The following is a 25,436-nucleotide window of genomic DNA, read 5'->3' on the forward strand; positions in this document are numbered from 1 at the left end:
AGGAATTTAGATTATGGCAAATATAAGTGCACAATTAGTTAAAGAACTAAGAGAAATGACTGGTTCTAAAATGATGGATTGTAAAAGGGCTTTAGTTGAAACAGATGGAAATATTGAAAAAGCTGTTGAATTTTTAAGAGAAAAAGGACTTGCGGATGCATCTAAAAAATCAGGTAGAGTTGCTGCAGAAGGTATAGTTAAGACATATATTGCAGATGATAAGAAGACTGGAGCAGTTCTTGAATTTAACTGTGAAACAGATTTCGTTGCTTTAAATGAAGAATTTGTTGCTTTTGCTGATAAGTTAGCTAAAATAGTAGTTGAAACTTCAGTTACAACAGTAGAAGAAATTCTTAATGAAAAGATTGAAGGAGAAACTGTTGTTTCAGAAAGTTTAAAAGCTTTAATAGCAAAACTTGGTGAAAACATGTCAGTAAGAAGATTCACTAAATTCTCTATTGAAAATGGAATAGTTAAGAGTTATATTCATGGTGGCGGAAGAATTGGAGTTTTAGTAGAAGTTGCTTGTGACAAAGATTCAGAAGTTGTAGATGAAGTTGCTAAAGAAGTTTGTATGCAAATTGCTGCTGCAAACCCATTATTCTTAAACAAAGATTCTGTTGATACAACATCTATGGAAAAAGAAAAAGAAATCTACAGAGTTCAAGCTTTAAATGAAGGAAAACCAGAAAATATCGTTGAAAAAATGGTTATGGGAAGAATTCAAAAGTACTTTAAAGAAGTTTGTCTTTTAGAACAACCATGGGTTAAAGATGGCGATAAGTCAATTACTAAGTTCTTAGAAGAGAAATCTAAAGAGGTTGGTTCTCCAATTACAGTAACTAGATTCGTAAGATACGAAAGAGGAGAAGGAATCGAAGTTGAAAAGGTAGACTTTGCTGAAGAAGTTGCAAGACAAATTGGTAAATAGTTGAAGTCTAAAGAGAACACTTTGTGTTCTCTTTTTTTAAAGAATAAAGTAAATATAGATAATATAATCTCTAAAATATTCAGGAGGTAATTGTAAATGGCAGAGTGTAAATACAAGAGAGTAATTTTAAAACTTTCAGGAGAAGCATTAGCTGGAGCTAGCGGATTTGGACTTGATTTTAATGTAGCAAAAAGAATAGCTCTTGAAATTAAAGAATTAGTTGATATGGGAGTTGAAGTAGGAACTGTAGTTGGTGGCGGAAACATTTGGAGAGGAAGAAGTGGAGAAGGCATGGACAGAACTACTGCAGATTACATGGGCATGATGGCAACTTGTATAAATGCATTAGCACTTCAAGATTCTTTAGAGCAAGTAGGTGTTAAAACAAGAGTGCAAACTGCTATAGAAATGAAGGAAATTGCAGAACCATTCATAAGAAGAAGAGCAATGAGACACCTAGAAAAGGGTAGAGTTGTTATTTTTGCGGCTGGTACAGGAAATCCATATTTTTCAACAGATACTACTGCTGCTCTAAGAGCTGCTGAAATTGAAGCAGATGTAATTCTTTTAGCTAAAAAAGTTGATGGGGTTTATGATAAAGATCCTCATAAATATGCAGATGCTAAAAAATATGATACACTGTCATATATAGAAGTATTAGAACAAGGATTACAAGTTATGGATTCTACGGCAACTTCATTATGTATGGATAATGAAATTCCAATTCTTGTATTTGGATTAGATGAGCCAGGAAATATTAAAAGAGCAATGTATGGAGAAAGTATAGGTACATTAGTAAAGAAGAAATAGGAGGATAATCATGATTAAGGAAATCATTAAAAATGCAGAAGAAAAAATGAAAAAAACAATATCTGTATTAGAGTCAGATCTATCAACAATGAAGGCAGGTAGAGCAAACCCAACAATGCTCGATAGAATTCAAGTTGATTATTATGGAAGTATGTGTCCACTTAGCCAAGTGGCAAATGTTTCAGCTCCGGAACCAAGAGTACTTATGATAACACCATGGGAAAAACCTCTATTAAAGGATATAGAAAAAGCTATCTTAAAATCAGACTTAGGTTTAAATCCTTCAAGTGATGGTTCAATTATTAGATTAGTAGTACCAGAATTAACAGAAGAAACTAGAAAAGTTCTTGTTAAGAAAGTAAAGAAAACAGGAGAAGACGCTAAGGTAGCTATAAGATCAATTAGAAAAACTGCTAATGATAAGATTAAAGATCTAAAAAAGGATTCTGATTTCTCTGAAGATCAAATAAAAAAAGCTGAAGATGAGGTTCAAAAAAAGACTGATGCAGTTGTAAAGCAAATAGATACTATAATTGCTACAAAAGAAAAAGAAGTCTTATCAGTTTAAAACTCAAAACCTGCTAAGAAAGCAGGTTTTTTCCTTGGGTAGATAAGTAAAAGTCCCAATCTTACATTTGGATACTCGAACTTAGCTAATAACCAAATGGTGTTAGCCTCATATGAAAAAAATTGTGTGAATGCTTACTCAGCGAGCACACGTTAACTGAATTTCTTTTATATATAGGGAGGAAAACATGCTAAATATATTTAAATCAAAAAAGAAATATAAAGAAAATTTTGAATTGGATATGAATAACATACCAAATCATATAGCTATAATAATGGATGGGAATGGACGATGGGCTAAAGAACAAAATTTGCCTAGAAGCATGGGACATAAGGCAGGCGTTGAAACTATCAGAATAATTTTAAAAGAAGCTACAAGACTTGGAGTAAAGAATTTAACTTTATATGCTTTTTCAACTGAAAATTGGTCAAGACCAAAAGATGAAGTTGGAACATTAATGAAGCTTTTGGTTACTTATTTAAAGAAAGAGTTAAAAGAATGTCATAAAAATGGCGTTAAAATGAATGTTTTAGGAGATATTACAAAATTACCTGAAGAATGTCAAAAAGCTTTGAAAGAAGCCATAGAAACTACTAAGAATAATACAAAAATAAACTTAAACTTTGCTTTAAACTATGGTGGAAGAGATGAAATAGTTAGAGCTATTAAGCTTATTAGTTCAGATATAAAAAGTAATAAAATAAAAGAAGAAGAAATTAGTGAAGAATTGGTAGAAAAATACTTGTATACTAAAGGTATACCAGATCCAGATTTAATTATCAGGCCATCTGGAGAACAAAGGCTTAGTAATTTCTTGTTATGGCAATGTGCTTACTCTGAATTTTGGTATTCTGATATAAATTGGCCAGATTTTAAAGAAATAGATCTAAAAAGAGCCATAGCGGATTATCAAAATAGAGATAGGCGCTTTGGAAAAGTTAAATAGAGGAGTGGTTAGATTTTGAAGTCTAATAATAGGTATTTAGGTGCTGCGATGATTGCTCCGTTTATAATATTTGTATTCCTTGGAGGGATTTATCTAAAAGGCTTTATATTTGCATTATCTATACTCGCACTTTGGGAATTTTATAATGCGTTAAAAGAGAAAAATTTTAAACCAATAAAAAGTGCTGGCTTTATTCTTTTGGTAATATATTATCTTTTGAATAATAATTTTGAACACATGATGTATGTTCTTGTTGTAGCCTCGTTTATATTATTAATACTACCAGTTATAAATTTGGAATATACTTTTATTGATGTTTCATTAACATTATTAGGATTTATATATTGTGGAATTTTATTTAGTTTTGTATATTTAGTTAATGCAAAATCATGTGGTGGATTTTTAATTTGGATTATATTTATTGGTTCATGGCTTTCAGATACAGCAGCTTTTTATAGTGGTAAATTTTTTGGAAAACATAAACTTTCACCTAAAGTATCTCCTAAAAAAACCATAGAAGGTTCAATAGGTGGCCTTGTAGGTGCAACAATTTTTACGGGGATTTTTGGAATCACAATACAAAGGTATACAAACATTATGCCAATATATAATTATTTTATAATGGGTGCTTTGTGCGGAATATTTGGTCAATTAGGAGATTTAGTTGCTTCTTCAATAAAGAGATATGTAGCAATTAAAGACTATGGTAATTTAATTCCAGGACATGGGGGAATATTAGATAGATTTGATAGTATAATATTTTCAGCAACGGTTGTTTTTTATTACTTAACTTTTATAATAAAAATTTAGTATATAGTCGCAAATTTATAAATTTGCGATTTTTTTTATGTAAATTAAAACTTGAAGTTTTTAAGTAAACATAATAAGCATATACTATAAAGTAAAACTTTTTAGTTGGAGCGTTATACTCTCATTCAAGTTAGTGAGGTGAAGAATATCTTTAAAACATATAAAAAACTTTTCTCACTTTTGTTATCTCTCATATTAGTAGTAATAGGGACGTTTCTGATAAAATATTATTTTGAACCCTTTTTGTCTATAATTATAATGGTTATAATTTGCACACCTATATATAAAATCATGATTAAAGCTAAAATACCAAATAAAATTTCAGGTGCTTTAAGTATAATAATTGTTAATATTATTATACTTCTTATAGGGATATATTTAGGGAGTGAAATTATTGATGTTGTTAAAAAGCTATATTTAACAAATTTAGATGTGATAACTAAGCTTATTCAAGATATTTCTATTGCTCTAAATATAGATTTGAAAGATTTTAAGATTGGGAAAAGTGTAGTTTCTATAATTAATGACCAAAATATAAGAAGAGGAGCAGTAAGTACCGGAGAAAGTATTCTAGCTTATTTTATAGGTAATATATGTACTTTTTTTATATTAATAGATAATAAAAAAATGCTAGAATTAATTTCAATGTTATTTCCTAAAGAAATAATGCTAAAATTTACAAATCAAAAGGAAAATTTTATTCAAATGATTGTAATAGAAGGGATACTAGTACTAATGACAATGCTAGAAATTATAATTGGATTTGCCATACTTAAGATTCCCAATTTCTTTACACTTGGAGTTATATGTGGAATTTTAGATATTTTGCCATACGTTGGAACTATAATTGTATTTATTCCGATTATAATATACAATATTGTAATAAAGAATTTTCTTTGTGCATTTGGACTTATATGCTTATATATATTAGTGCAAGTTGTTAGGGAAATATTAGAGGCTAAATTTTTAGGTGACAAATTAGATATTCATCCTCTTGTTATATTATTATCTATATATATTGGAGTTGAGGTCTTTGGCATCTTAGGAATATTAGTTGGACCGATGTATAGTATTGTAGCAAAAGAAATAATTTATAGCACGGATGATATATGATGGTGCTAAGCAGGATCTGCTTTTAGGAGGAAAAAGAATGAGAAAAATTTCTATACTAGGGGCTACTGGTTCTATAGGAACTCAAACCCTAGATGTGATTAGAAAATCAAATGGAGAATTAAAATTAATTGGAATAACTGCCAATACTTCTGTAGAAAAGGTTATTGAAATAATTGAAGAATTTAACCCCTTTTATGTAGCTATGATGGACTTGAGGAGCGCTTCCGAAATAAAGAATTATTGCGGAGAACACAATAAATCAATTGAAGTTTTAGTGGGCATAGAAGGACTTAACAAAATAGCATCTTTAGATGAAATTGACATAGTAGTGACATCTGTAGTTGGTATGATAGGTCTAGAGCCTACCATGAAAGCTATAGAAGCTAAAAAGGATATTGCCCTTGCCAATAAAGAAACTTTGGTTGTTGCAGGGGAAATTGTAATGAAAGCTGCTAAAGAAAATAATGTAAAGATACTTCCTGTAGATTCAGAACATAGTGCTATTTTTCAGGCTTTAAGAGGAAATGATATAAATACCTTAAGAAAAGTAATTTTAACTGCATCAGGAGGTCCTTTTAGAGGTAAAACAATAGAAGGATTGCAAGAAATAAAAGTTGAAGATGCACTAAAACATCCTAAATGGAATATGGGAAGAAAAATTTCTGTTGACTCTGCAACTCTTATGAATAAAGGGCTTGAAGTAATAGAAGCACATTGGCTTTTTAATTGTGATTATGATAATATACAAGTTATAGTACATCCACAAAGTATTGTACATTCTATGGTAGAATATACTGATGGAAGTATAATAGCACAACTTGGTGCACAAGATATGAGATTACCAATACAATATGCTCTTAATTATGAAAAAAGAGAAAAGCTTATTGCAAAGAGTATAGATTTTTATGAAATATCAAAATTAACTTTTGAAAAACCAGACTTAGATACGTTTAAGGCTTTAAACTTATCAATTAAAGCTGGGAAAATAGGTGGGCTTATGCCAACTATTTTAAATGGAGCTAATGAAGTAGCAGTAGAATTATTTTTAAATAAGAAAATAAAATTTCTGCAAATTTCAGATATAATAGAAAAGTCCATGGAAGTATTTAAGAATGAAGTTAAAAAAGAACTAACATTAGAAAACATTATTGACTTGGATAAAAGAGTTAAAGAATATGTCACATCGAAAGCAGTACTTTAAGGAGGTAATTTTAAAATATGTATATAATTATGGCTATATTAGCTTTTGGAATTTTAATAATCGTTCATGAACTGGGTCATTTTACCTTGGCAAAACTAAATGGTGTAAGAGTTGAAGAATTCTCCATTGGAATGGGTCCAAAAATTTTCTCAAAACAAGGAAAAGAAACAAAGTACTCCTTGGGAATTTTTCCTATAGGTGGATATGTAAAAATGATGGGAGAAGAAGAGAATGTTGAAGATGAAAGAAGTTTTTCAGCTAAATCTCCTTTAAGAAGAATAAGCATAATAATTGCAGGCGTATTTATGAATTATGTATTAGCAATAGTTATATTTACATGTATAATACATAATTTTGGATATAGAACAACAATAATTAGTGAAATACAAAATGCAACACCTGCATATGAAGCAGGATTGTTAAAAGGTGATAAAATTTTAAAAACAGGTAATTCCAAAGTTTTTTCAAATGATGATATTTTAACTGATATATATCTATCAAAGGGAGAACAAATAAAGTTTTTAATAGATAGAAATGGTGAGAAGAAGGAAATAGCTATTACACCAAGAACTAATGAAGAAGGTCAATTTAAAATAGGCGTTGTTTTCGAAAATGTAGAGAATCCAGGGGTTGGAACTAGCGTTAAGCAAAGTTTAAATCAAACAGTATCATTAGTGTCTCAAACTTTTAAAGGACTTAAAATGATATTTACAGGTCAGGCTAATCTTAAGACCGATGTTGGAGGACCACTTACAATAGTGAAGATTTCAGCAGAAACAGCTAAGGCAGGAATTTGGAATCTAGCCAATTTCGTTGGTTTTTTAAGTGTTAATTTGGCTGTATTTAATTTATTACCATTTCCAGCATTAGATGGTGGTTGGTGTGTAATATTATTAATTGAATTAATAACTAGAAGAAAAGTTCCAGATAAGATAGTTGGAGTATTAAATTATGTGGGTTTTGCAGCACTTATAGGACTAATGATATTGGTAACTATAAAAGATATATTATTCCCAGTAAAATTTTAGAGAATGAAATAAGGCTTACTCATATAAAGTGAAACTTGATTCAGGTGGGTTTGTTCCCTATATTAATCCTAGTTGAACTTATACCATAAAGAGGCACTTAGTTCAGGAGTTTAATTCCACTTAGCACCAGTCTAAAGAGGTGGTGTATTAGTGGAACTAAGCTATGGGATAATGTTATTTATATGGGTAAGCTACTTACATAAATAAAAAGATACAATATTTTTAGGAAGAGTTAGGGGAGAGATACATATGGAAAGAAGAAAATCAAGAAAAGTTAAAGTTGGAAACATATATGTTGGGGGAGATGCTCCTATTACGATACAATCAATGACTACAACTCGTACTAAAAATGTAGAAGATACCTTAAATCAAATAGAAAAATTATATGATGTAGGATGCGATATTATAAGATGTGCAGTATTAGATATGGATGATGCGGAAGGTTTAAAGGAAATAACAAAGAAATCACCTATTCCAGTAGTTGCAGATATACATTTTGATTATAAGTTAGCTTTAAAAGCAATTGAAAATGGGGTTTCAGCTCTTAGAATAAATCCAGGAAATATAGGAAGCATAGATAGAATTAAAATTCTTAAAGAAGCTTGCGTGGAAAAACAAATACCTATAAGAATTGGGGTTAATTCTGGATCTTTAGAAAAAGATATTTTAGAGAAGTATGGAATGCCAACAGCAGAAGGCTTGGTTAAAAGTGCATTAAGACATGTTAAGATTTTAGAGGATTTAGATTTTCATGATATTGTTATATCTATAAAGTCTTCTAATGTATCTATGATGATAGATTGCTATAGATTAATAGCAGAAAAATGTGACTATCCTCTTCATTTAGGAGTAACGGAAGCTGGAACTATTCAAAGAGGAACAATTAAATCAAGTATAGGAATTGGAACCCTTCTTGCAGAGGGGATAGGAGATACTGTAAGAGTATCTTTAACTACTGAGCCTATAGAAGAAATAAAAGTTGGAATTGAAATTTTAAAAGCCTTAGGATTAAAGAAAAAAGGTGTTGATTTCGTATCTTGTCCTACTTGTGGAAGAACTCAAATAAATTTAATAAAGATTGCAGAAGAAGTTGAAAAGAGATTGGAAAATTATAAAAAAGATATTAAGGTTGCAGTCATGGGATGCGTGGTAAATGGGCCAGGAGAAGCCAGAGAATCTGACATTGGAATTGCTGGCGGCATAGGTGAAGGAATTATTTTTAAAAAAGGCAAAGTTATAAAGAAGGTAAAAGAAGAAGAATTAGTTGATGCTCTTATGGAAGAAATAGAAAAATTATAATTAATTATAATTTTTCTATTCTCACTTTTGGACTTTCACTTAAATATAATCGTAGTTCTAAATTAAGGGATTTATCATGAATTAAAATGGGTAAATCCCTTTAAGCATTATGTATTATAGAACTAGAAAATTTTTAATTAACCTGTAGCTTTTAATTTTAACTGTTCATCGTTAATTATTGACTGCTAACTGAAAAAATGGGGGGAGCAACCTTTGGGTCAAGAATTTATAAAAATTCTTAGAAAAGAAATAAATAATAATGAAGCTTTGGAAGAAAAAGAAATTCAAATTTTAAGATTTCAATTTTACAAAAAAAGTCAAACTCTTAAAATTATATTAAAAGCTATAGAAGCATTGAATCAAGAAGATGAAGAAACATTTAAAAAAATAGTTTTGAAAAGCTTGGGCTTTGATGTGAACATAGAAATTTTATGTTATAAGGATGTAAGCAATGCATCTTTAGAGGATATTATAGGTAGAGAGTGGAGCAATGTTGTAGAAGAAATAGCAAGAAATCTTCCATTATGTAGACCTATTTTATATTCAGCTAACAAGCAAATTGAAGGAAAAACTATTAATATATATTCAGGTAATGAAACCTTAATAAATCATGCAATTAATAAAAAGATAAATTTATTAATTGAAAGTTCAATCAAAGATATTTTTAATATTAGTGCAAAAGTACAAATTAAATTTAATGAAGATTTAGTACTTCAAGAAAAGTATGAAGCTAATAAAAAAGAAGAAAATATTAAAATAATAAAGGATGTTATGGACAATAGAGTAGTAACAGGCAGTCAAAATTCATCCAATAATTCTGGCAAGGACAAGTACGCAGCTCCTAAAGCGGAAAAGAAAACTGATTATCAATCTTATAAAAGAGAGCCTAAAGATGAAAATACTGTGTATGGTCGTTCTATAAAGATGGATACTACAGAGATAAAAGAGATAAATGAAACAAGTGGTTATGCTGCTATAATTGGAGAAGTGTTTAAAACTGAAATGATTGAAACAAAAACAGGAAAGACTATTTTCACATTTTGTATTACTGATTATACAAGTTCTATTTCTGTTAAATTATTTTTAAAACCTCAAGAGAAGGATGCAGTATTAGAGGAAGTTAAAAAGGGCTTTTATTGCAAGGTCAGAGGAGAAGCTATCTATGATACTTATGCAAGAGAAGTTGTAATCATGGGCAGAGATATATCTAGAATGAAAAAGATTCAAAAGATGGATGGTGCAACTGAAAAGAGAATAGAACTTCATCTTCATACTACTATGAGTACAATGGATGGTATGACCTCGGCAGCAAGACTAATTGAAAGAGCTGCATCTTGGGGACATGAAGCAATTGCCATAACAGATCATGGTGGAGTTCAAGCTTATCCAGAAGCTCAAAGTTGTGCTAAGAAATTTGGTATAAAAGTTCTTTATGGCGTAGAGGGGTATTTGGTTGATAATGGAATTCCTGTTGTATTAAATGAAAAGGGAAATACTTTAAATGATACTTTTGTAGTATTTGATCTAGAAACTACAGGTTTCTCACCTGTAAATGATGAGATTATAGAAATTGGAGCAGTAAAGATTCAAAATGGAGAAGTTATAGATAATTTTAGTTATTTTGTTAATCCTAAGAGAAATATTCCGTATAAGATAACTGAGCTTACGGGTATTAATGGCGATATGGTAAGAGACTCAGAGACAATAGATACAATTTTGCCGAAATTTATGGGGTTTTGCAAAGACAGTGTTATTGTGGCACATAATGCAGGCTTTGATACAGGTTTTATAAGGAAAAGTTGTAGAGATTTAAATTTAAACTTTGATTTATCTATAATGGATACAGTTCAACTTGCTAGATTTTTATACCCTGAACTAAAAAAAGTTAAATTAAATATAGTTGCAAAACATTTAGGAATTTCTCTTGAAAATCATCATAGGGCAGTAGATGATGCAAAATCTACAGCAGAAATACTTTTAAAGTGCTTTGAAAAATTAAGAGAAGAGTATAATGTAGAAGATTTAAAGTCATTAAACGAATTATTTTTATCAAAGTTTGATATCAAGAAGCAGCCAACATATCATGTAATTATCTTGGCTAAAACCCAAGAAGGATTAAAAGATTTATATAAATTAATTTCAGAAGCCCATTTGAATAATTTCTTTAAAAGACCAAGAACCCCTAAAAGTTTACTTGCAGAAATGAGAGAAGGTCTTATAATAGGGTCTGCATGTGAAGCTGGTGAGGTTTATAAAGCAATTTTAGATGGTAGAAGTGATGAAGAACTAAAACCAATAATAGATTTTTATGATTATTTGGAAATTCAACCAATTGCCAATAATAATTTTCTAATTGAAAAAGGTATGGTTAAAGATGAAGAGGAGCTTAAAGCAATAAATAAAAGAATATATGATTTAGGTAAAAAATATAATAAGATGACAGTTGCTACTTGTGATGTACATTTTATGGATCCTAAAGATGAAATGTTTAGAAGAATACTTATGGCAGGGCAAGGTTTTAAGGATGCGGATAATCAACCACCACTTTATTTTAGAACGACTGAAGAGATGATAAGGGAATTCGATTATTTGGGACATGAGGTAGCAAAAGAAGTTGTTATTGATAATCCTAAAAAAATAGCAGATGCTATTGATGTTTTAAAGCCTATTCCAGATGAAACTTATGCACCTAAAATAGAAGGAGCAGAGGAAGACATTAAAAATATGACTTTAAACAAAGTTCACTCTATATATGGAGATGTTCTTCCAGAAGTTGTTCAAAAGAGATTAGATAAGGAACTAAATTCTATAATAAATAATGGATATGCTGTACTTTATCTTATTGCTCAAAAACTTGTTGCTAAATCTACAGAAGATGGATATTTAGTTGGATCAAGAGGCTCTGTTGGATCTTCTTTTGTTGCTACAATGTCAGATATTACAGAGGTTAATGGACTTCCACCTCATTATGTTTGTACGAAATGTAAAAAATCAGAGTTTTTTATGGATGGTTCAGTTAGTTCGGGAGCTGATTTACCTGATAAGGATTGTCCTGATTGCGGTATACCATATAAAAAAGATGGTCATGATATACCTTTTGAAACTTTCTTGGGATTTGAAGGAGATAAAGAACCAGATATAGATCTTAATTTTTCTGGGGAATATCAAGGTGTTGTTCATAGATATACAGAAGTTCTTTTTGGTAAAGGGCACACTTTTAAAGCAGGTACTATTGGTACAGTAGCTGAAAAAACAGCATATGGATATGCGAAAAAGTATTTAGATGAAAGAAATCTTCGAGTATCTCAAGCAGAAATAGATAGACTTACTTTAGGCTGTACAGGGATAAAGAGGACTACAGGACAACATCCAGGTGGAATTATGGTTGTGCCTTCAGATAATGAAATTTATAACTTTTGTCCAATTCAACATCCAGCAGATGATAATGATACAGATGTAATAACTACTCATTTTGATTATCACTCAATAAGTGGAAGGCTTCTAAAGTTAGATATATTAGGTCATGATGATCCTACAGTACTTAGAATGTTGCAAGATTTAACAGGTGTTGACCCTAAAGCAATACCTTTAAATGATGAAAAAGTTATAAGTCTTTTTACTTCTCCAGAAGCACTTGGGGTTACAAGAGAAGAACTTGAATGCGAAGTTGGAACTTATGGGCTCCCAGAGTTTGGAACAAAATTTGTTAGAGGAATGCTTGTAGATACGCAACCTAAAAGTTTTTCGGATTTAGTTAGAATATCTGGACTTTCTCATGGTACAGACGTTTGGCTTAATAATGCACAATATTATATAAAAGAAGGTTTTACTACATTAAAAGATTGTATTGCTACAAGAGATGATATAATGGTTTATCTTATGTATAAGGAATTACCACCTAAAAGTGCCTTTACTATAATGGAAAAGGTAAGAAAGGGTAAGGGCTTATCAGAAGATGATGAGAAGTTAATGAAAGAACATAATGTTCCAGAGTGGTATATTGGATCATGTAAAAAAATAAAATACATGTTCCCTAAAGGGCATGCTGTTGCATATGTTATGATGGCGGTTAGAGTAGCATATCATAAGGTATATAATCCTGAGGCTTATTATGCAACTTATTTTACTGTTAGAGCAGATGATTTTGATGCTAATTTAATATGTCTTGGAGAAGGTGCAGTTCACGCTAAACTTCAAGAATTATATGAACTTGGAAATAATGCAAGTGTAAAAGATAAGGGACTTATTACGGTGCTTGAGTTATGTTTTGAGGCTTATAAGAGAGGAATAAAAATTTTAAGAGTTGATTTATATAAATCAGAAGCTACAAAATTCATAATTGAAGACAACGCACTTCGTCCACCTTTAAATGCTATTCCAGGACTTGCAGATAATGCTGGAAAAGGAATAGTTGAAGCTAGAAAAAATGGAGAGTTCATTTCAAAAGAAGATTTAAGAATAAGAGCAGGAATTTCAAAAACAGCCATAGAAGGATTAACCATTCATGGATGTTTAGACGGAATGTCAGAGACAAATCAATTATCACTATTTTAATACAGTTAAGAGTTAACTAAAATTTTTAGTATCCCTTGTATTGTAAAAATATTTGTGATATCATATAAATAGATTTATTTCTAATAGCTAGAAAAAAGGAGTGGGAAAATTACCCGCTCTTTCTGTTTGTAACGCAACTAATCTAAGATAGTTGCGTTTTTGATTACAAATTTTAAAAATGCATAAGATAAGTATAAATCATGTATTTTTAAAAGATGAAAGTGAGGGTTAGAAAAATGAAAAAAGATGTATTGATTGAAAAAATTGAAGAATTAGTTAAACCTATTATTTCAGAATTATTATATGAATTATATTATGTAGAATATATAAAAGAAAATGGAGAATTTTATTTAAGAATATATATAGATAAAAAAGATGATAGAATATCATTAGATGATTGTGTAGCAGTTTCAAGAAGAGTTAGCGAAATTTTAGATATTAAAGATCCAATTGAAGACGCATATTACTTAGAAGTTTCTTCGCCAGGCCTTAATAGAGGCTTATATAAAGAAGAGCATTTTAAAAGGTTCATAGGAAGAGAAGTATTAGTTAAACTTACTAGCTCAATTGATGGAACAAAAAGTGTAAAGGGAATATTAAAGGATGTTTTAGAAGATTACATAGTAGTTGAAGCAGAAACAGAAGTTAAAATTCTAAAAAATAAAATAAAATTTGCAAATTTAGAAGGGGAAATATAGCAAGGAGGGTATAAAAAATGAATGAAGAGTTTGTAGGTGCTCTTAAAGAATTAATTAAAGAAAAGGGAATTTCAGAAGAGTTACTTTTTACAACAATTCAAGATGCAATGGTTGCAGCATATAAGAAAAATTATGCTAATGCTAATACAAATGCACAAAATGTAAAAGTAAATATGGATAGAGAAACGGGAGAAATACATGTATATGCTCAAAAAACAGTAGTAGATGAGGTATATGATGATGTGACAGAAATTTCATTAGAGGAAGCAAAAGAATTAAGTCCTAAAAATGAAGTTGATGATATTATAAACATAGAAGTAACTCCTAAAAACTTTGGAAGAGTTGCAGCTCAACTTGCAAAGCAAGTTGTTACACAAAGAATTAAAGAGGCTGAAAGAAACATAATATATGATGAATATAAGGAAAAGGAATTTGATATAATTACAGGAATTATCTTAAGAAAAGATAAAGGTATTGTTTTTGTTAATTTAGGAAAATTGGAAGGTATAATAGGTCCTAATGAACAAATTCCAAATGAGGAATATAAATTCAACGAAAGGTTAAAACTATATATAGTTGAAGTTAAGAATGGAACAAAAGGTCCTCAAATACATGTTTCAAGAACGCATCCAGGATTAGTTAAAAGATTATTTGAACTTGAAGTGCCAGAAATTTTTGAGGGAGTAGTTGAAATCAAAAATATTTCAAGAGAAGCAGGTTCAAGAAGTAAAATAGCTGTATACTCTAATGATGAAGAAGTAGACGCAATGGGAGCTTGTGTAGGACCTAAGGGAGTAAGAGTACAAAGTATAGTTAATGAACTAAAAAATGAAAAGATAGATATAATAAAATGGAGTAAAGATCCAGAAGAATTTATAGCAAATTCTTTAAGTCCAGCAAAAGTTTTAAGTGTAGTTGTTAATGAAGAAAACAAATCTTGCAAGATTGTTGTTGATGATAATCAACTTTCACTTGCAATAGGTAAAGAAGGTCAAAATGTAAGACTTGCTGCTAAACTTACAAATTGGAAGATAGATATTAAGAGTAAATCTCAAAAAGAAGCTTTAGATGCAGAAGACGAAAGAATTTTAAATACAGAAGTAGAGATAGAAAATGAAAATACTACTGATTTAAAAGATCTGGAATTTTCAGAAGATATTGAAGTTGATAATTTAGATGGCACAGAAACTTCAATTGAAAAAATAGAAGAATAGTGAGGTGCTTTTCATGAAGGTTAAGAAAATTCCTTTAAGAATGTGCACTGGTTGCATGGAAATGAAACCAAAGAAAGAATTAGTCAGAATAGTAAAAACTCCAGACGGAGAAGTTTGTGTTGATTTAACTGGTAAAAAATCAGGTAGAGGCGCATATATTTGCAAAAACATAGAATGTTTACAAAAAGCATTTAAAACGAAAAAACTTAGCAGAAATTTAGAAATTTCTATAAGTGAAGAAATTTATGATAAACTAAAGGATGAAGTAACTAATGAATAAATTTTTTAACTTTCTAAGTATTGCAAAGAAATCAGGAAATTTACTTGAAGGATATAGTAAATGTGATGATTATAGAAACAAGACTAAAATTTATATGTTTATAATATCTAATGATATATCAGATAAGTCTAAAGATAAATTTAAAAAACATTGTATTGAAAAAAATATACCATATATTGAAGATTTCTCGAAAGAGCAACTAGGAACTTCGATTGGGCGTAAGGAAATTATGCTACTCGGAATACTAGATAACGATATGGCAAAAAAAATGCTGTCGTTATACGAGGAGGAAAAAATATATGAGTAGATAATAATATGGGGGTGGCTGCATGTCAAAAATAAGAGTGCATGAATTAGCAAAAGAACTTAACATAGAGTCAAAGGAATTAATAACTATATTAATGGAAGAATTTAATATACAAGCAAAAAATCATATGAGTACAATTGAAGATGAGGATGCTATATTAATTAAGGAATTATTAGCAGAAAGATTAGAAGAGAATTTAGCAGAAAAAACTGAAACTTCAAAGAGTATAGTTGACGTATATGAAGATGAATTAGCTGATCAACTTAACAATGTAAGCAAAAAAAAGAAAAAAACTAAAAGAGAAGAAGAAGAAGCTTTAAAGGTTGAGGCTAAGAAAAGTAAGGAAGATACTCAAGTAATAGAAATAGGTAAAAGCATAACAGTTAAGGAATTAGCTGAAAAGTTAAATAAACCTACAAATGATGTAATAAGAACATTAATCTTCAAAGGTGTTATGGCTGGAATAAATCAAGAAATAGATTTTGAAACAGCAGAAAAAGTATGTACTGAGTATGAAGTTCTTGTTGAAAAGAAAGAAGAAATTCAAGAATTAGAAGTCTTGGAAATTGAAGAAGATGATGAAGAAAATCTTCAAAAGAGACCACCAATTGTAACTGTTATGGGTCACGTTGATCATGGTAAAACATCACTACTTGACTGTATAAGAAAAGCAAAGGTTACTGATTCAGAAGCAGGTGGTATAACTCAACATATAGGTGCGTATACTATTACATTGAACGGAGAAGAAATAACTTTCCTAGATACTCCAGGCCATGAAGCATTTACAGCAATGAGAGCTAGGGGAGCACAAATTACCGATATTGTTATATTAGTTGTTGCAGCAGACGATGGAATTATGCCGCAAACTAAAGAAGCTATTGACCACTGTAAAGCAGCAGGAGTTCCAATCGTAGTTGCAATAAACAAAATTGATAAGCCAGGTGCAAATATCGATAGAGTTAAACAAGAATTAGCAGATAGAGGCTTGCTTACAGAAGATTGGGGTGGAGATACTATATCTGTAGAGGTATCTGCAAAACAAAATTTAAATATTGATAAATTACTTGAAATGGTTCTTCTTTCAGCAGAAATGCTTGAATTAAAAGCCAATGAAAATAGAAGAGCAAGAGGAACTGTAATTGAAGCTAAACTTGATAAGGGTAGAGGAGCAGTTGCTAGTTTATTAGTTCAAAATGGAACTTTAAAAGTTGGAGATTCAATTTTAGTTGGTTCTACATATGGTAGAATAAGAGCTATGTTTGATGATACTGGTAAAAATATTAAATCAGCAGGTCCATCTATTCCAGTAGAAATTCTAGGACTTTCAGAAGTGCCAGAAGCAGGAGATAGATTTAATCAAGTAAAAGATGAAAAAACTGCTAGAAATATGGCTGATAGTAGAAAAGACAACTTAAAAGCAGAGACTTTACTTGCAAATCATAGAGTTTCATTAGAAGATTTATATAATCAAATTACAGAAGGTAAAGTTAAGGAACTTGCTATAATAGTAAAAGCAGACGTTCAAGGTTCTGTTGAAGCTATTAAGCAATCTTTAGAAAAACTTTCTACTGATGATGTAAAAGTAAGAGTTATTCATGGTGGTGTTGGAGCTATAACTGAAACAGATATAACACTTGCAACTGCATCTAATGCAATAGTTATAGGGTTTAACGTAAGACCTGATAATAATGCAGCACTCCAAGCAGATAGAGATGGAGTAGATGTTAAAACTTATAGAATTATCTATGATGCAATTGATGATGTTAAAGCAGCTATGATAGGAATGCTTGATCCAATATATAAAGAAGTTATATTAGGTTCTGCACAAATAAGAGAAACTTATAAGATTTCCAATGTTGGAACAATAGCAGGTTGTTATGTATTAAATGGTAAGATTCAAAGAAATGCAGAAACAAGGGTTATAAGAGATGGAGTAGTAGTTTGTGAATCAACATTATCATCACTTAAGAGATTTAAAGATGATGCAAAAGAAGTTAATGCTGGATACGAATGTGGTTTAACTGTAGATAAGTTCAATAACATTAAAGAGGGCGACATCATTGAATGCTTTATGATGGAAGCAATTAAGAGAAAAGAACTTTAAAAGAGGTGAAATAAACATGGCTAATTATAGAGGTGGAAGAATTAACGAAGAATTTAAAAGAGAAATTAGTACTTTAATTCGAAATGAAATTAAAGATCCTAGACTTACAGCTATGATTTCAGTTACGGATGTTAAAGTTACTAAAGATTTAAGATACGCGAAGGTTTACGTAAGTATATTTTCAAAGGATGAGGAAGAAAAGAAAAGTAATCTAGAAGCATTAAGAAGTGCAAGTGGTTTTATGAGAAAAGCAATAGGTCAAAAAATAAATTTAAGACACACCCCAGAAATAACTATTGAATTAGATGATTCTATAAATTATGGTATGCATATGGATGAATTAATTCAAAGGATAAGTAAAGAATAATGAATTTTAAGGCAATAAAAGAAGAAATTTTGAAATCAAAAAGAATTGGGTTATCATTTCATACATCTCCAGATGGAGATGCTATAGGGAGTATATTATCACTACTTAATGCATTAAGATATTTAGGGAAGGATTCTTACATTATATCAAGAGATGTTATTTCTGATAACTTCTCTTTCCTTTCTTTATCTAATGAGATCGATGGGAATACACCAGAACCTAAAAATAATACTGATTTGGTAATAGTATTAGATTGTGGTAATGTAGATAGAATCTCTGCAGATCTAAGCAATTATAATGGAAAGATAATTAATATAGATCATCATATTTCTAATGAAAATTATGGATTTATTAATTACGTAGATATAAATGCAGCGGCTACGTGTGAGATATCATATTTATTAATAAAGGAACTTGGAATTAATTTTAATAATAAAACTGATATAGGAGTAGCTATTGGAAATGCAGTTTATACAGGTATTGTAACAGATACTGGTTCTTTTAGACATTCAAATGTTACAAGCAGAACTCATGATATAGCAGCAAAACTTATAGAAATTGGAGTGAATAATAGTAAAGTTCACAGTAGTCTTTTTGATAATAAGCCTTTTAACAAAGTAAAATTAATGGGAAGTGTTTTATCGAATATAGAGCTTGTTTTAGATAACAAGGTAGCAGTCCTTCAAATACCAAAAGGAATGCTAGAAGGTTTTAATTTACTAAATACTGATACTTCAGATATAATTTCAGTTGGGCTTGGAATTAAAGGTGTGGAAGTTTCTATGCTTTTAAAAGAAGTTAAAGATGGAGTTAAAGGAAGTTTGAGATCTAAAAATAATGTGGATGTACGAAAAGTTGCAGAAGTGTATGGCGGTGGTGGACATATAAAAGCTGCTGGCGTTATGCTAAAAGACGTAGATATTACAATAGCAAAAGAAGAGTTATTAAAGATACTTAAAGAAGAGATGCACATATGAAAGAGAAAATAAAAACTTCATATATGAAAAAGGAAAAAGAAACTTTACATATAAATGGAGTATTAAATGTATTCAAAAATAAAGGAATGACTTCTTTTGATGTAGTTAGAAAGATTAAATTTTTAGCTAGCGAAAAAAAAGTTGGACATACTGGTACTTTAGATCCTGAAGCAACTGGAGTTCTTCCAGTTTGTATTGGAAAAGCCACAAAAACTATAGATTATATTATGAATAGTAGAAAAGTATATGATGTTAAGTTGTTACTTGGAACAAAAACAACTACATACGATTTAGAAGGTGAAGTAGTAGAAACAAGGGGAACAGAACATCTTACAGAAGATGAAATTTCTAAAGTTGTATTATCTTTTATTGGAGAATATGACCAAGTTCCACCAATGTACTCTGCACTTAAGAAAAATGGAGTACGGCTTTATGACTTAGCTAGGCAAGGTATTGAAATAGAAAGAGAAGCTAGAAGAATTAATATATTTAATATATCTAACTTGAAAATTGATTTACCTTATATATATATGAAAGTAGCTTGTTCAAAAGGAACGTACATAAGAAGTTTATGTTATGATATCGGCGAAAAGTTGAATGTAGGCGGAACTATGGCAGAGTTAAATAGGTCTGAAACATCGATTTTTAAACAAGAAAATAGTGTTAATATAGAAGACTTAACTAAAGAAAATATACAAGATTATATAATAACTATTGAAGAGGCTCTTTCATTTTATCCTAAAATCACTGTAAACAGTTCATTTACTAAATTATTAGTAAATGGAGTTAAAGTGTTTGACATGCGATTAACAAATGAGAAGAAAGAAAAAAACGTTTTGTATAGGGTTTATGATAGTGAAGAAATTTTCATAGGTATTGGAAAACAAGATGATGAAGGCTTTAAAATTGAAAAATTGTTACTTTAAACATCTTTGGCTTGATATTTTCTTTCAGATGAGTAATTATTTTTTACAAGATGCATTAATTTGGGAGTGAAAACATGATTATTATAAACAAAGATTTAAAATATATACAAAATTCTAATAATTATATAGCTCTTGGAAGCTTTGATGGACTTCATATTGGGCATCTTTCTTTAATATACAAAGTGGTAGAAATCGCAAAAAAAAATAATGGTAAAAGCATGGTTTTTACATTTAAAAATCATCCTAAAACCCTTATAAATAAAGAAAATGTACCGAAACTTTTAATGGATAATGATAGAAAGGCTGAAATTTTAAGAACACATAAAGTAGATATAGTTTGTTTTCAGGAATTTAATTTTGAATTTATGAAAATGACCCCTAGAGAATTTGTGGAATTTTTGGTTATTAAGTACAATGTAAAAGGCTTTGTTGTAGGCTTTAATTATAAATTTGGATACAAAAACTTAGGCAACGTAGAATTTTTACGAAAACTACAAAATGAATATGAATATGAATTATATGTTATGGAGCCATGTATATATAAGGATCAAGTTATAAGCAGTACTAGAATAAGAAAATCTTTAGAAGCTGGAGACGTTTTACATGCTAGTAAAATGCTTAGTTTACCATATACATTAAGTGGAGAAATCATTCATGGAAAGAAGCTTGGAAGAACCATAGGTTTTCCTACAGCAAACTTAAAATATAATGAAAATTTCATTTTACCTAAAGTTGGTGTATATTATACTAACATAAAGGTAAATAATAATATATATAAGGGAATTACCTCTGTTGGAAAAAATCCTACAGTAGAAGGTAAGTATTTAACAGTAGAAACGTATATTTTAGACTTCAACAAAGATATATATGGAGAAAAAATAGATATAAGCTTTATAGAAAAAATTCGAGATATAAAAAAATTTAATGGCGTAGAAGAACTAAAAGGTCAGCTTGAAAAAGATAAAGCTTTTGCGAAAAATGAGAATTATATGTCGAGTTTGAGAATATAGTTTACAATAATAGTTACTTTTGATATAATAACACAAGGAACCTAATTCTAAGTTTAAAGGTGCCATCTTTTTACTTGGAACTGGGGGATAATTAATATAATACACGGAGGTGCACTTATAATGGATAAGGCAACAAAATTAGAATTAATCAAAAAGTTTGGAAGAAGTGAAGGAGATACTGGTTCTCCAGAAGTTCAAGTAGCATTACTTACTGAAAGAATCAAATCTTTAACTGAACATTTAAAAGTTCATAAGAAAGATCACCATTCAAGAAGAGGACTATTAATGATGGTTGGTCAAAGAAGAGGTCTTTTAAACTATTTAAGTGATCAAGATATCGAAAGATACAGAACTTTAATCAAAGAATTAGGATTAAGAAGATAATTTTTAGAGCGGAGTTTTCCGCTCTATTATTTTAACAATATACACATATAAATATTTGGAAAATTATAATAAATAGATGAACCTAAAGGGAGGTCGAAATTATGAATAACGTTCTAACGACTGAAATCGCTGGAAGAGTATTGAAAGTTGAATTCGGAAAAATAGGTATGTTATCAAATGCAGCAACATTTACTAGCTATGGAGATACAGTAATTTTAACTAATGTTAATGCATCAGAAAAACCAAGAGAAGGAATAGATTTCTTTCCTCTAAGTGTTGAATATGAAGAAAGATTATATGCAGTAGGTAAAATTCCAGGTGGATTTATCAAGAGAGAAGGAAGACCATCAGAAAGAGCTATATTAAATGGAAGAGCTGTTGATAGAACTCTAAGACCTCTATTTCCTAAAGGATACAGAAACGATGTTCAAGTAGTAACTACAGTAGTATCAGTTGAAAAGGATAACTTACCAGAAATCTTAGCTGTTAATGCAGCATCACTTGCATTATGCCTTTCAAGTATCCCATATACGATTCCAACTGCAGCAGTGCAAGTAGGAATTATCAATGGCAAATTCGTTACAAACCCAGATGCTAAAGGTCGTGAGCAAAGTACTCTTTTTCTAACAGTATGCGCTACAAAAGAAAAAGTAATGATGATTGAAGCTGGTGGAGACGAAATACCAGAAGATACTATGATTGATGCTATTAAATATGGTTTTAATGAGTGTCAAAAGATTATTGCATTCCAAGAAGAAGCTGTAGCTAAGTTTGGAAAGACAAAGGATTCACCAGTACTATATGCTGTAAATCCAGAAATTGAAAAAGATATTAAAGAATTTGCTCAAGATATGGTTAAAGAAGCAATGTATATCATGGAAAAAGATGAAAGAAATGCTGCTATAGATGAAGTAAATAAAAAAGTTAATGAAGAATTTAGTGAAAAATATGCTGATAAATCAGGTGAAATAAAAGAAGTTCTTTACACAATGCAAAAGAAAGTTGTAAGAAACATGCTTTTAAAGGAGAAGAGAAGACCTGATGGAAGAGCATTTGATCAAATTAGACCTTTAGGTTGTGAAGTAGGTATTTTACCTAGAACACATGGTACAGGATTATTTACAAGAGGATTAACTCAAGTAATGACTGTTGCAACACTTGGATCAATTAGTGAAATTCAAATATTAGATGGAATAGATGAAGCACAATCAAAAAGATATATGCATCATTACAACTTCCCAGGATATAGTGTTGGAGAAGTAAAACCTTTAAGAGGACCTGGAAGACGAGAAATTGGTCATGGAGCATTAGCAGAAAGAGCTCTTGAACCATTAATTCCGTCAGAAGAAGAATTCCCATATACAATTAGATTAGTATCAGAAGTTTTAAGCTCAAATGGTTCAACTTCACAAGCATCAGTTTGTGGTTCAACACTAGCATTATTAGACGCAGGTGTACCAATTAAAAGACCAGCAGCTGGTATTGCAATGGGATTAATAACATCAGAAGACTTATCAGAAGAAGCAGTAATAACTGATATTCAAGGAATAGAAGATTTCTTTGGAGATATGGACTTTAAGGTAGCCGGAACAACAGAAGGTATAACATCAATTCAAGTTGATACTAAGCTTCAAGGTTTCAGTTTTAATGTAGTAGAAAATGCTATTAGAGACGCTAGAAAAGCAAGACTTACTATAATTGATAAAATAAATGAATGTATGGCTACTCCGAGAGAAGATGTTTCGTTATATGCACCAAAGACTGAAACAATTAGCATAAACCCAGATAAGATTAGAGATGTAATCGGAGCCGGTGGTAAGATTATAAATAAGATAATACAAGATACAGGTGTTAAAATTGACATAAAAGAAGATGGAACTGTATTTGTAAGTTCACCTAATCATGAAGGCGTTACAGAAGCGATTAAAATAATTGAAGGTTTAACTAAAGAATTTAAGTCTGGAGAAGTTTATTTAGGAAAAGTTACGAAAATAACTACTTTTGGAGCATTTGTTGAAATTTTACCAGGTAAAGAAGGCTTAGTTCATATTTCTAAGTTATCTAATGAAAGAGTAAACAAAGTAGAAGATGTAGTATCTATTGGAGATGAAATTCTAGTTAAGGTTACAGAAATTGATAGCCAAGGTAGAATAAATCTTTCAAGAAAAGATGCATTACAAGATCAAGAAAATAAAGAAGATAAATAAAGGGCAATTAATTGCCTTTTTTTACTATGAAGGAGGGCAAATAAAACATGTATAATACATATACCCTTAAAAATGGATTAAGAGTGGTGACAGAAAAAATAGAACATTTAAATTCCATTAGTGTTGGAGTTATGGTTCAAAACGGTTCGAGAAATGAAAGTTTAGAGGTTAATGGAATATCCCATTTCATTGAGCATATGTTTTTTAAGGGAACTGATAAAAGAACTTCAAAAGGAATTATGGAAGAAGTAGAAAATGTAGGGGGGCAAATTAATGCTTTTACAAGTAAAGAATCAACTTGTTATTATATTAAAGCATTAAATACTCATTTAGATTTATCATTAGATGTACTTTCAGACATAATATTAAATGCAAAATTTGATCCAGAAGAAATAGAAAAAGAAAAAGGTGTAGTAATTGAAGAAATTAATATGAGTGAGGATTCACCAGAAGATGTATTAGATGATGTACATTCTAAAGTTTGCTTTGGAGAAGAACCACTCGGATATCCTATACTTGGAACAATACCTTTAGTAAAATCATTCACTAGAGAAAAAATATTAAAATTTATTAATGAAAAATATACTCCTTATAATTCTGTGATATCAGTTTGTGGTAAATTTGATGATAAAGAACTTGAAGATTTAATTAATAAATACTTTGGTTCTTGGGAAAGCAAAAATGAGTATAAACCCCAATATGGTAAAGCAATAATACAAGTTGATTCTGCATATGCGAAAAAAGAAATTGAACAACTTCATATTTCTTTAGGATTAGAAGGATTACCCTATGGAGACGAAAATAATTATGCATTAGTACTTCTTAATAATATTTTTGGAAGTGGAGCTTCATCAATTCTTTTTCAAAAGGTAAGAGAAGAATTAGGATTATGTTATTCAATAACATCATATTTGCAACCGTTTCAAGGGATTGGTATATTGAATATATATTCAGGTTTAAATAGAAATTATGGAGAAAAAGCATTAGAAGTTATAGATAGGGAAATTGCTTTATTTAGTAAAATTGGAATAACTGATAAGCAACTTGAAATAAATAAGGAAAAAATTAAAGCTAATTATATTTTAGGACTAGAAAGTACTAGTTCAAGAATGTTTGCAAATGCAAAGGCATATCTTTTTAGAAATCAGATAAAAACTCAAGAAGAAGTTATTAAAAAGATAGATAATATAAACAAAGAGAGCATTCAATATGTATTAGATAAATGCTTTAAAAAAGGAGTTCTAAATACTGCTTATGTTGGGCAGGATGTTGAATATAATAAATTAGACTCTATAATTTTAAAGAATGCTAAAGCTTATGATAATTCGGATTATAATAAGCTTAAGTTATAAAAATACTGTAATAATACCCCTCCTTTTCTCATATTATTTTATGAGTACAAAAGGAGGTTTTTATTATGAGTGAAGAAAATATAATTAAGTATTTAAGTGATATAGAAAGATATGAACTTATAAATATCAACGATGGGGAAAAATATGACTACTTAATAAATAATGATTTGATAATCGATGAAGAAGGAAATTTTAAATATTTAATTGTTAATTTAAGTGGTGGGAAGTTTAATTTTTTTAGTAGTAAAGATTTTTTGGAAATTCCATGGGAATGCGTAAAAAAGATTGGAGCTAAAACTATCATATTAGATGCAGATGATGAAGTAATTAAAAAGGTAAAACTATAATTA

At 29.9% G+C, this 25,436-nt stretch carries 23 protein-coding genes; all 23 read left to right on the forward strand.

Features of this window, described 5'->3' with window-relative positions:
• Positions 1-13: 13 nt before the first annotated feature.
• The 23 genes from tsf to LLF98_RS04235 all read left to right on the forward strand — a co-directional run bounded on the left by tsf (position 14) and on the right by LLF98_RS04235 (position 25,433).
• Entirely contained in the window at positions 14-931 is a 918-nt protein-coding gene (tsf, locus tag LLF98_RS04125; protein WP_291701130.1) for a translation elongation factor Ts, read from the forward strand.
• A gap of 96 nt (positions 932-1,027) precedes the next feature.
• Positions 1,028-1,741, forward strand: a complete 714-nt coding sequence (pyrH, locus tag LLF98_RS04130; RefSeq protein WP_291701133.1) for a UMP kinase — start codon at positions 1,028-1,030, stop codon at positions 1,739-1,741.
• A gap of 10 nt (positions 1,742-1,751) precedes the next feature.
• Positions 1,752-2,309 carry a ribosome recycling factor gene (gene frr / locus LLF98_RS04135; protein ID WP_291701135.1) on the forward strand — a complete coding sequence of 186 codons (558 nt, stop codon included), beginning with the start codon at positions 1,752-1,754 and terminating at the stop codon, positions 2,307-2,309.
• Between the two features lie 187 nt (positions 2,310-2,496).
• Positions 2,497-3,255, forward strand: coding sequence for an isoprenyl transferase (locus LLF98_RS04140; protein WP_291701138.1), 759 nt, complete (start codon positions 2,497-2,499; stop codon positions 3,253-3,255).
• A gap of 15 nt (positions 3,256-3,270) precedes the next feature.
• Positions 3,271-4,065, forward strand: coding sequence for a phosphatidate cytidylyltransferase (locus tag LLF98_RS04145; protein WP_291701140.1), 795 nt, complete (start codon positions 3,271-3,273; stop codon positions 4,063-4,065).
• Between the two features lie 138 nt (positions 4,066-4,203).
• Positions 4,204-5,178: an AI-2E family transporter gene (locus LLF98_RS04150; protein WP_291701142.1), complete on the forward strand. Its 975-nt coding sequence runs from the start codon at positions 4,204-4,206 to the stop codon at positions 5,176-5,178.
• Between the two features lie 37 nt (positions 5,179-5,215).
• Positions 5,216-6,379, forward strand: coding sequence for a 1-deoxy-D-xylulose-5-phosphate reductoisomerase (dxr, locus tag LLF98_RS04155; protein WP_291701144.1), 1,164 nt, complete (start codon positions 5,216-5,218; stop codon positions 6,377-6,379).
• Between the two features lie 17 nt (positions 6,380-6,396).
• Positions 6,397-7,407, forward strand: a complete 1,011-nt coding sequence (locus LLF98_RS04160) for a M50 family metallopeptidase (RefSeq protein WP_291701146.1) — start codon at positions 6,397-6,399, stop codon at positions 7,405-7,407.
• Positions 7,408-7,656: 249 nt separating this feature from the next.
• A complete protein-coding gene (gene ispG / locus LLF98_RS04165; protein WP_291701148.1) occupies positions 7,657-8,706 on the forward strand; it encodes a flavodoxin-dependent (E)-4-hydroxy-3-methylbut-2-enyl-diphosphate synthase in 1,050 nt (349 codons plus the stop codon).
• Positions 8,707-8,919: 213 nt separating this feature from the next.
• A complete protein-coding gene (locus LLF98_RS04170; protein ID WP_291701149.1) occupies positions 8,920-13,260 on the forward strand; it encodes a PolC-type DNA polymerase III in 4,341 nt (1,446 codons plus the stop codon).
• A 236-nt stretch (positions 13,261-13,496) separates the two neighbouring features.
• Positions 13,497-13,958: a ribosome maturation factor RimP gene (gene rimP, locus LLF98_RS04175; protein WP_291701151.1), complete on the forward strand. Its 462-nt coding sequence runs from the start codon at positions 13,497-13,499 to the stop codon at positions 13,956-13,958.
• A 17-nt stretch (positions 13,959-13,975) separates the two neighbouring features.
• Positions 13,976-15,172, forward strand: coding sequence for a transcription termination factor NusA (gene nusA, locus LLF98_RS04180; protein ID WP_291701153.1), 1,197 nt, complete (start codon positions 13,976-13,978; stop codon positions 15,170-15,172).
• Between the two features lie 13 nt (positions 15,173-15,185).
• Positions 15,186-15,452 carry a YlxR family protein gene (locus tag LLF98_RS04185; protein WP_291701155.1) on the forward strand — a complete coding sequence of 89 codons (267 nt, stop codon included), beginning with the start codon at positions 15,186-15,188 and terminating at the stop codon, positions 15,450-15,452.
• Complete coding sequence (locus LLF98_RS04190; protein ID WP_291701157.1) at positions 15,445-15,759, forward strand: ribosomal L7Ae/L30e/S12e/Gadd45 family protein; 315 nt, start codon at positions 15,445-15,447, stop codon at positions 15,757-15,759. Before LLF98_RS04185 ends, LLF98_RS04190 begins: the two co-directional genes overlap by 8 nt.
• A gap of 22 nt (positions 15,760-15,781) precedes the next feature.
• Positions 15,782-17,863 (forward strand): translation initiation factor IF-2, encoded by a 2,082-nt coding sequence (gene infB / locus LLF98_RS04195; protein ID WP_291701159.1) that lies wholly within the window; start codon positions 15,782-15,784, stop codon positions 17,861-17,863.
• A 16-nt stretch (positions 17,864-17,879) separates the two neighbouring features.
• Positions 17,880-18,230 (forward strand): 30S ribosome-binding factor RbfA, encoded by a 351-nt coding sequence (gene rbfA / locus LLF98_RS04200; protein ID WP_291701161.1) that lies wholly within the window; start codon positions 17,880-17,882, stop codon positions 18,228-18,230.
• Entirely contained in the window at positions 18,230-19,207 is a 978-nt protein-coding gene (locus tag LLF98_RS04205; RefSeq protein WP_291701163.1) for a bifunctional oligoribonuclease/PAP phosphatase NrnA, read from the forward strand. The genes rbfA and LLF98_RS04205 overlap by 1 nt, the downstream gene beginning before the upstream one ends.
• A 50-nt stretch (positions 19,208-19,257) precedes the next feature.
• Positions 19,258-20,133: a tRNA pseudouridine(55) synthase TruB gene (gene truB / locus LLF98_RS04210; RefSeq protein WP_291701230.1), complete on the forward strand. Its 876-nt coding sequence runs from the start codon at positions 19,258-19,260 to the stop codon at positions 20,131-20,133.
• Positions 20,134-20,207: 74 nt separating this feature from the next.
• Positions 20,208-21,143 carry a bifunctional riboflavin kinase/FAD synthetase gene (locus tag LLF98_RS04215; protein WP_291701165.1) on the forward strand — a complete coding sequence of 312 codons (936 nt, stop codon included), beginning with the start codon at positions 20,208-20,210 and terminating at the stop codon, positions 21,141-21,143.
• A gap of 120 nt (positions 21,144-21,263) precedes the next feature.
• Positions 21,264-21,527, forward strand: coding sequence for a 30S ribosomal protein S15 (gene rpsO, locus LLF98_RS04220; protein ID WP_077849691.1), 264 nt, complete (start codon positions 21,264-21,266; stop codon positions 21,525-21,527).
• A 101-nt stretch (positions 21,528-21,628) separates the two neighbouring features.
• Entirely contained in the window at positions 21,629-23,734 is a 2,106-nt protein-coding gene (locus tag LLF98_RS04225; RefSeq protein WP_291701170.1) for a polyribonucleotide nucleotidyltransferase, read from the forward strand.
• A 47-nt stretch (positions 23,735-23,781) separates the two neighbouring features.
• The gene (locus LLF98_RS04230; protein ID WP_291701172.1) at positions 23,782-25,086 is read left to right on the forward strand and encodes a pitrilysin family protein; all 1,305 of its coding nucleotides are present in this window, start codon (positions 23,782-23,784) and stop codon (positions 25,084-25,086) included.
• A gap of 65 nt (positions 25,087-25,151) precedes the next feature.
• Entirely contained in the window at positions 25,152-25,433 is a 282-nt protein-coding gene (locus tag LLF98_RS04235; RefSeq protein WP_291701174.1) for a YlmC/YmxH family sporulation protein, read from the forward strand.
• Positions 25,434-25,436 lie beyond the last annotated feature (3 nt).

Source organism: Clostridium sp. (assembly GCF_021372645.1).
Classification (GTDB): domain Bacteria; phylum Bacillota; class Clostridia; order Clostridiales; family Clostridiaceae; genus Clostridium.

Coding starts and splice junctions, on each gene's coding strand:
- rimP (WP_291701151.1), top strand. CDS start 13,497: ATGAAAAAAGATGTATTGATTGAAAAAATTGAAGAATTAGTTAAACCT.
- LLF98_RS04140 (WP_291701138.1), top strand. CDS start 2,497: ATGCTAAATATATTTAAATCAAAAAAGAAATATAAAGAAAATTTTGAA.
- frr (WP_291701135.1), top strand. CDS start 1,752: ATGATTAAGGAAATCATTAAAAATGCAGAAGAAAAAATGAAAAAAACA.
- pyrH (WP_291701133.1), top strand. CDS start 1,028: ATGGCAGAGTGTAAATACAAGAGAGTAATTTTAAAACTTTCAGGAGAA.
- rbfA (WP_291701161.1), top strand. CDS start 17,880: ATGGCTAATTATAGAGGTGGAAGAATTAACGAAGAATTTAAAAGAGAA.
- infB (WP_291701159.1), top strand. CDS start 15,782: ATGTCAAAAATAAGAGTGCATGAATTAGCAAAAGAACTTAACATAGAG.
- tsf (WP_291701130.1), top strand. CDS start 14: ATGGCAAATATAAGTGCACAATTAGTTAAAGAACTAAGAGAAATGACT.
- LLF98_RS04160 (WP_291701146.1), top strand. CDS start 6,397: ATGTATATAATTATGGCTATATTAGCTTTTGGAATTTTAATAATCGTT.
- nusA (WP_291701153.1), top strand. CDS start 13,976: ATGAATGAAGAGTTTGTAGGTGCTCTTAAAGAATTAATTAAAGAAAAG.
- LLF98_RS04235 (WP_291701174.1), top strand. CDS start 25,152: ATGAGTGAAGAAAATATAATTAAGTATTTAAGTGATATAGAAAGATAT.
- LLF98_RS04185 (WP_291701155.1), top strand. CDS start 15,186: ATGAAGGTTAAGAAAATTCCTTTAAGAATGTGCACTGGTTGCATGGAA.
- LLF98_RS04215 (WP_291701165.1), top strand. CDS start 20,208: ATGATTATTATAAACAAAGATTTAAAATATATACAAAATTCTAATAAT.
- LLF98_RS04225 (WP_291701170.1), top strand. CDS start 21,629: ATGAATAACGTTCTAACGACTGAAATCGCTGGAAGAGTATTGAAAGTT.
- LLF98_RS04190 (WP_291701157.1), top strand. CDS start 15,445: ATGAATAAATTTTTTAACTTTCTAAGTATTGCAAAGAAATCAGGAAAT.
- LLF98_RS04230 (WP_291701172.1), top strand. CDS start 23,782: ATGTATAATACATATACCCTTAAAAATGGATTAAGAGTGGTGACAGAA.
- ispG (WP_291701148.1), top strand. CDS start 7,657: ATGGAAAGAAGAAAATCAAGAAAAGTTAAAGTTGGAAACATATATGTT.
- LLF98_RS04205 (WP_291701163.1), top strand. CDS start 18,230: ATGAATTTTAAGGCAATAAAAGAAGAAATTTTGAAATCAAAAAGAATT.
- rpsO (WP_077849691.1), top strand. CDS start 21,264: ATGGATAAGGCAACAAAATTAGAATTAATCAAAAAGTTTGGAAGAAGT.
- dxr (WP_291701144.1), top strand. CDS start 5,216: ATGAGAAAAATTTCTATACTAGGGGCTACTGGTTCTATAGGAACTCAA.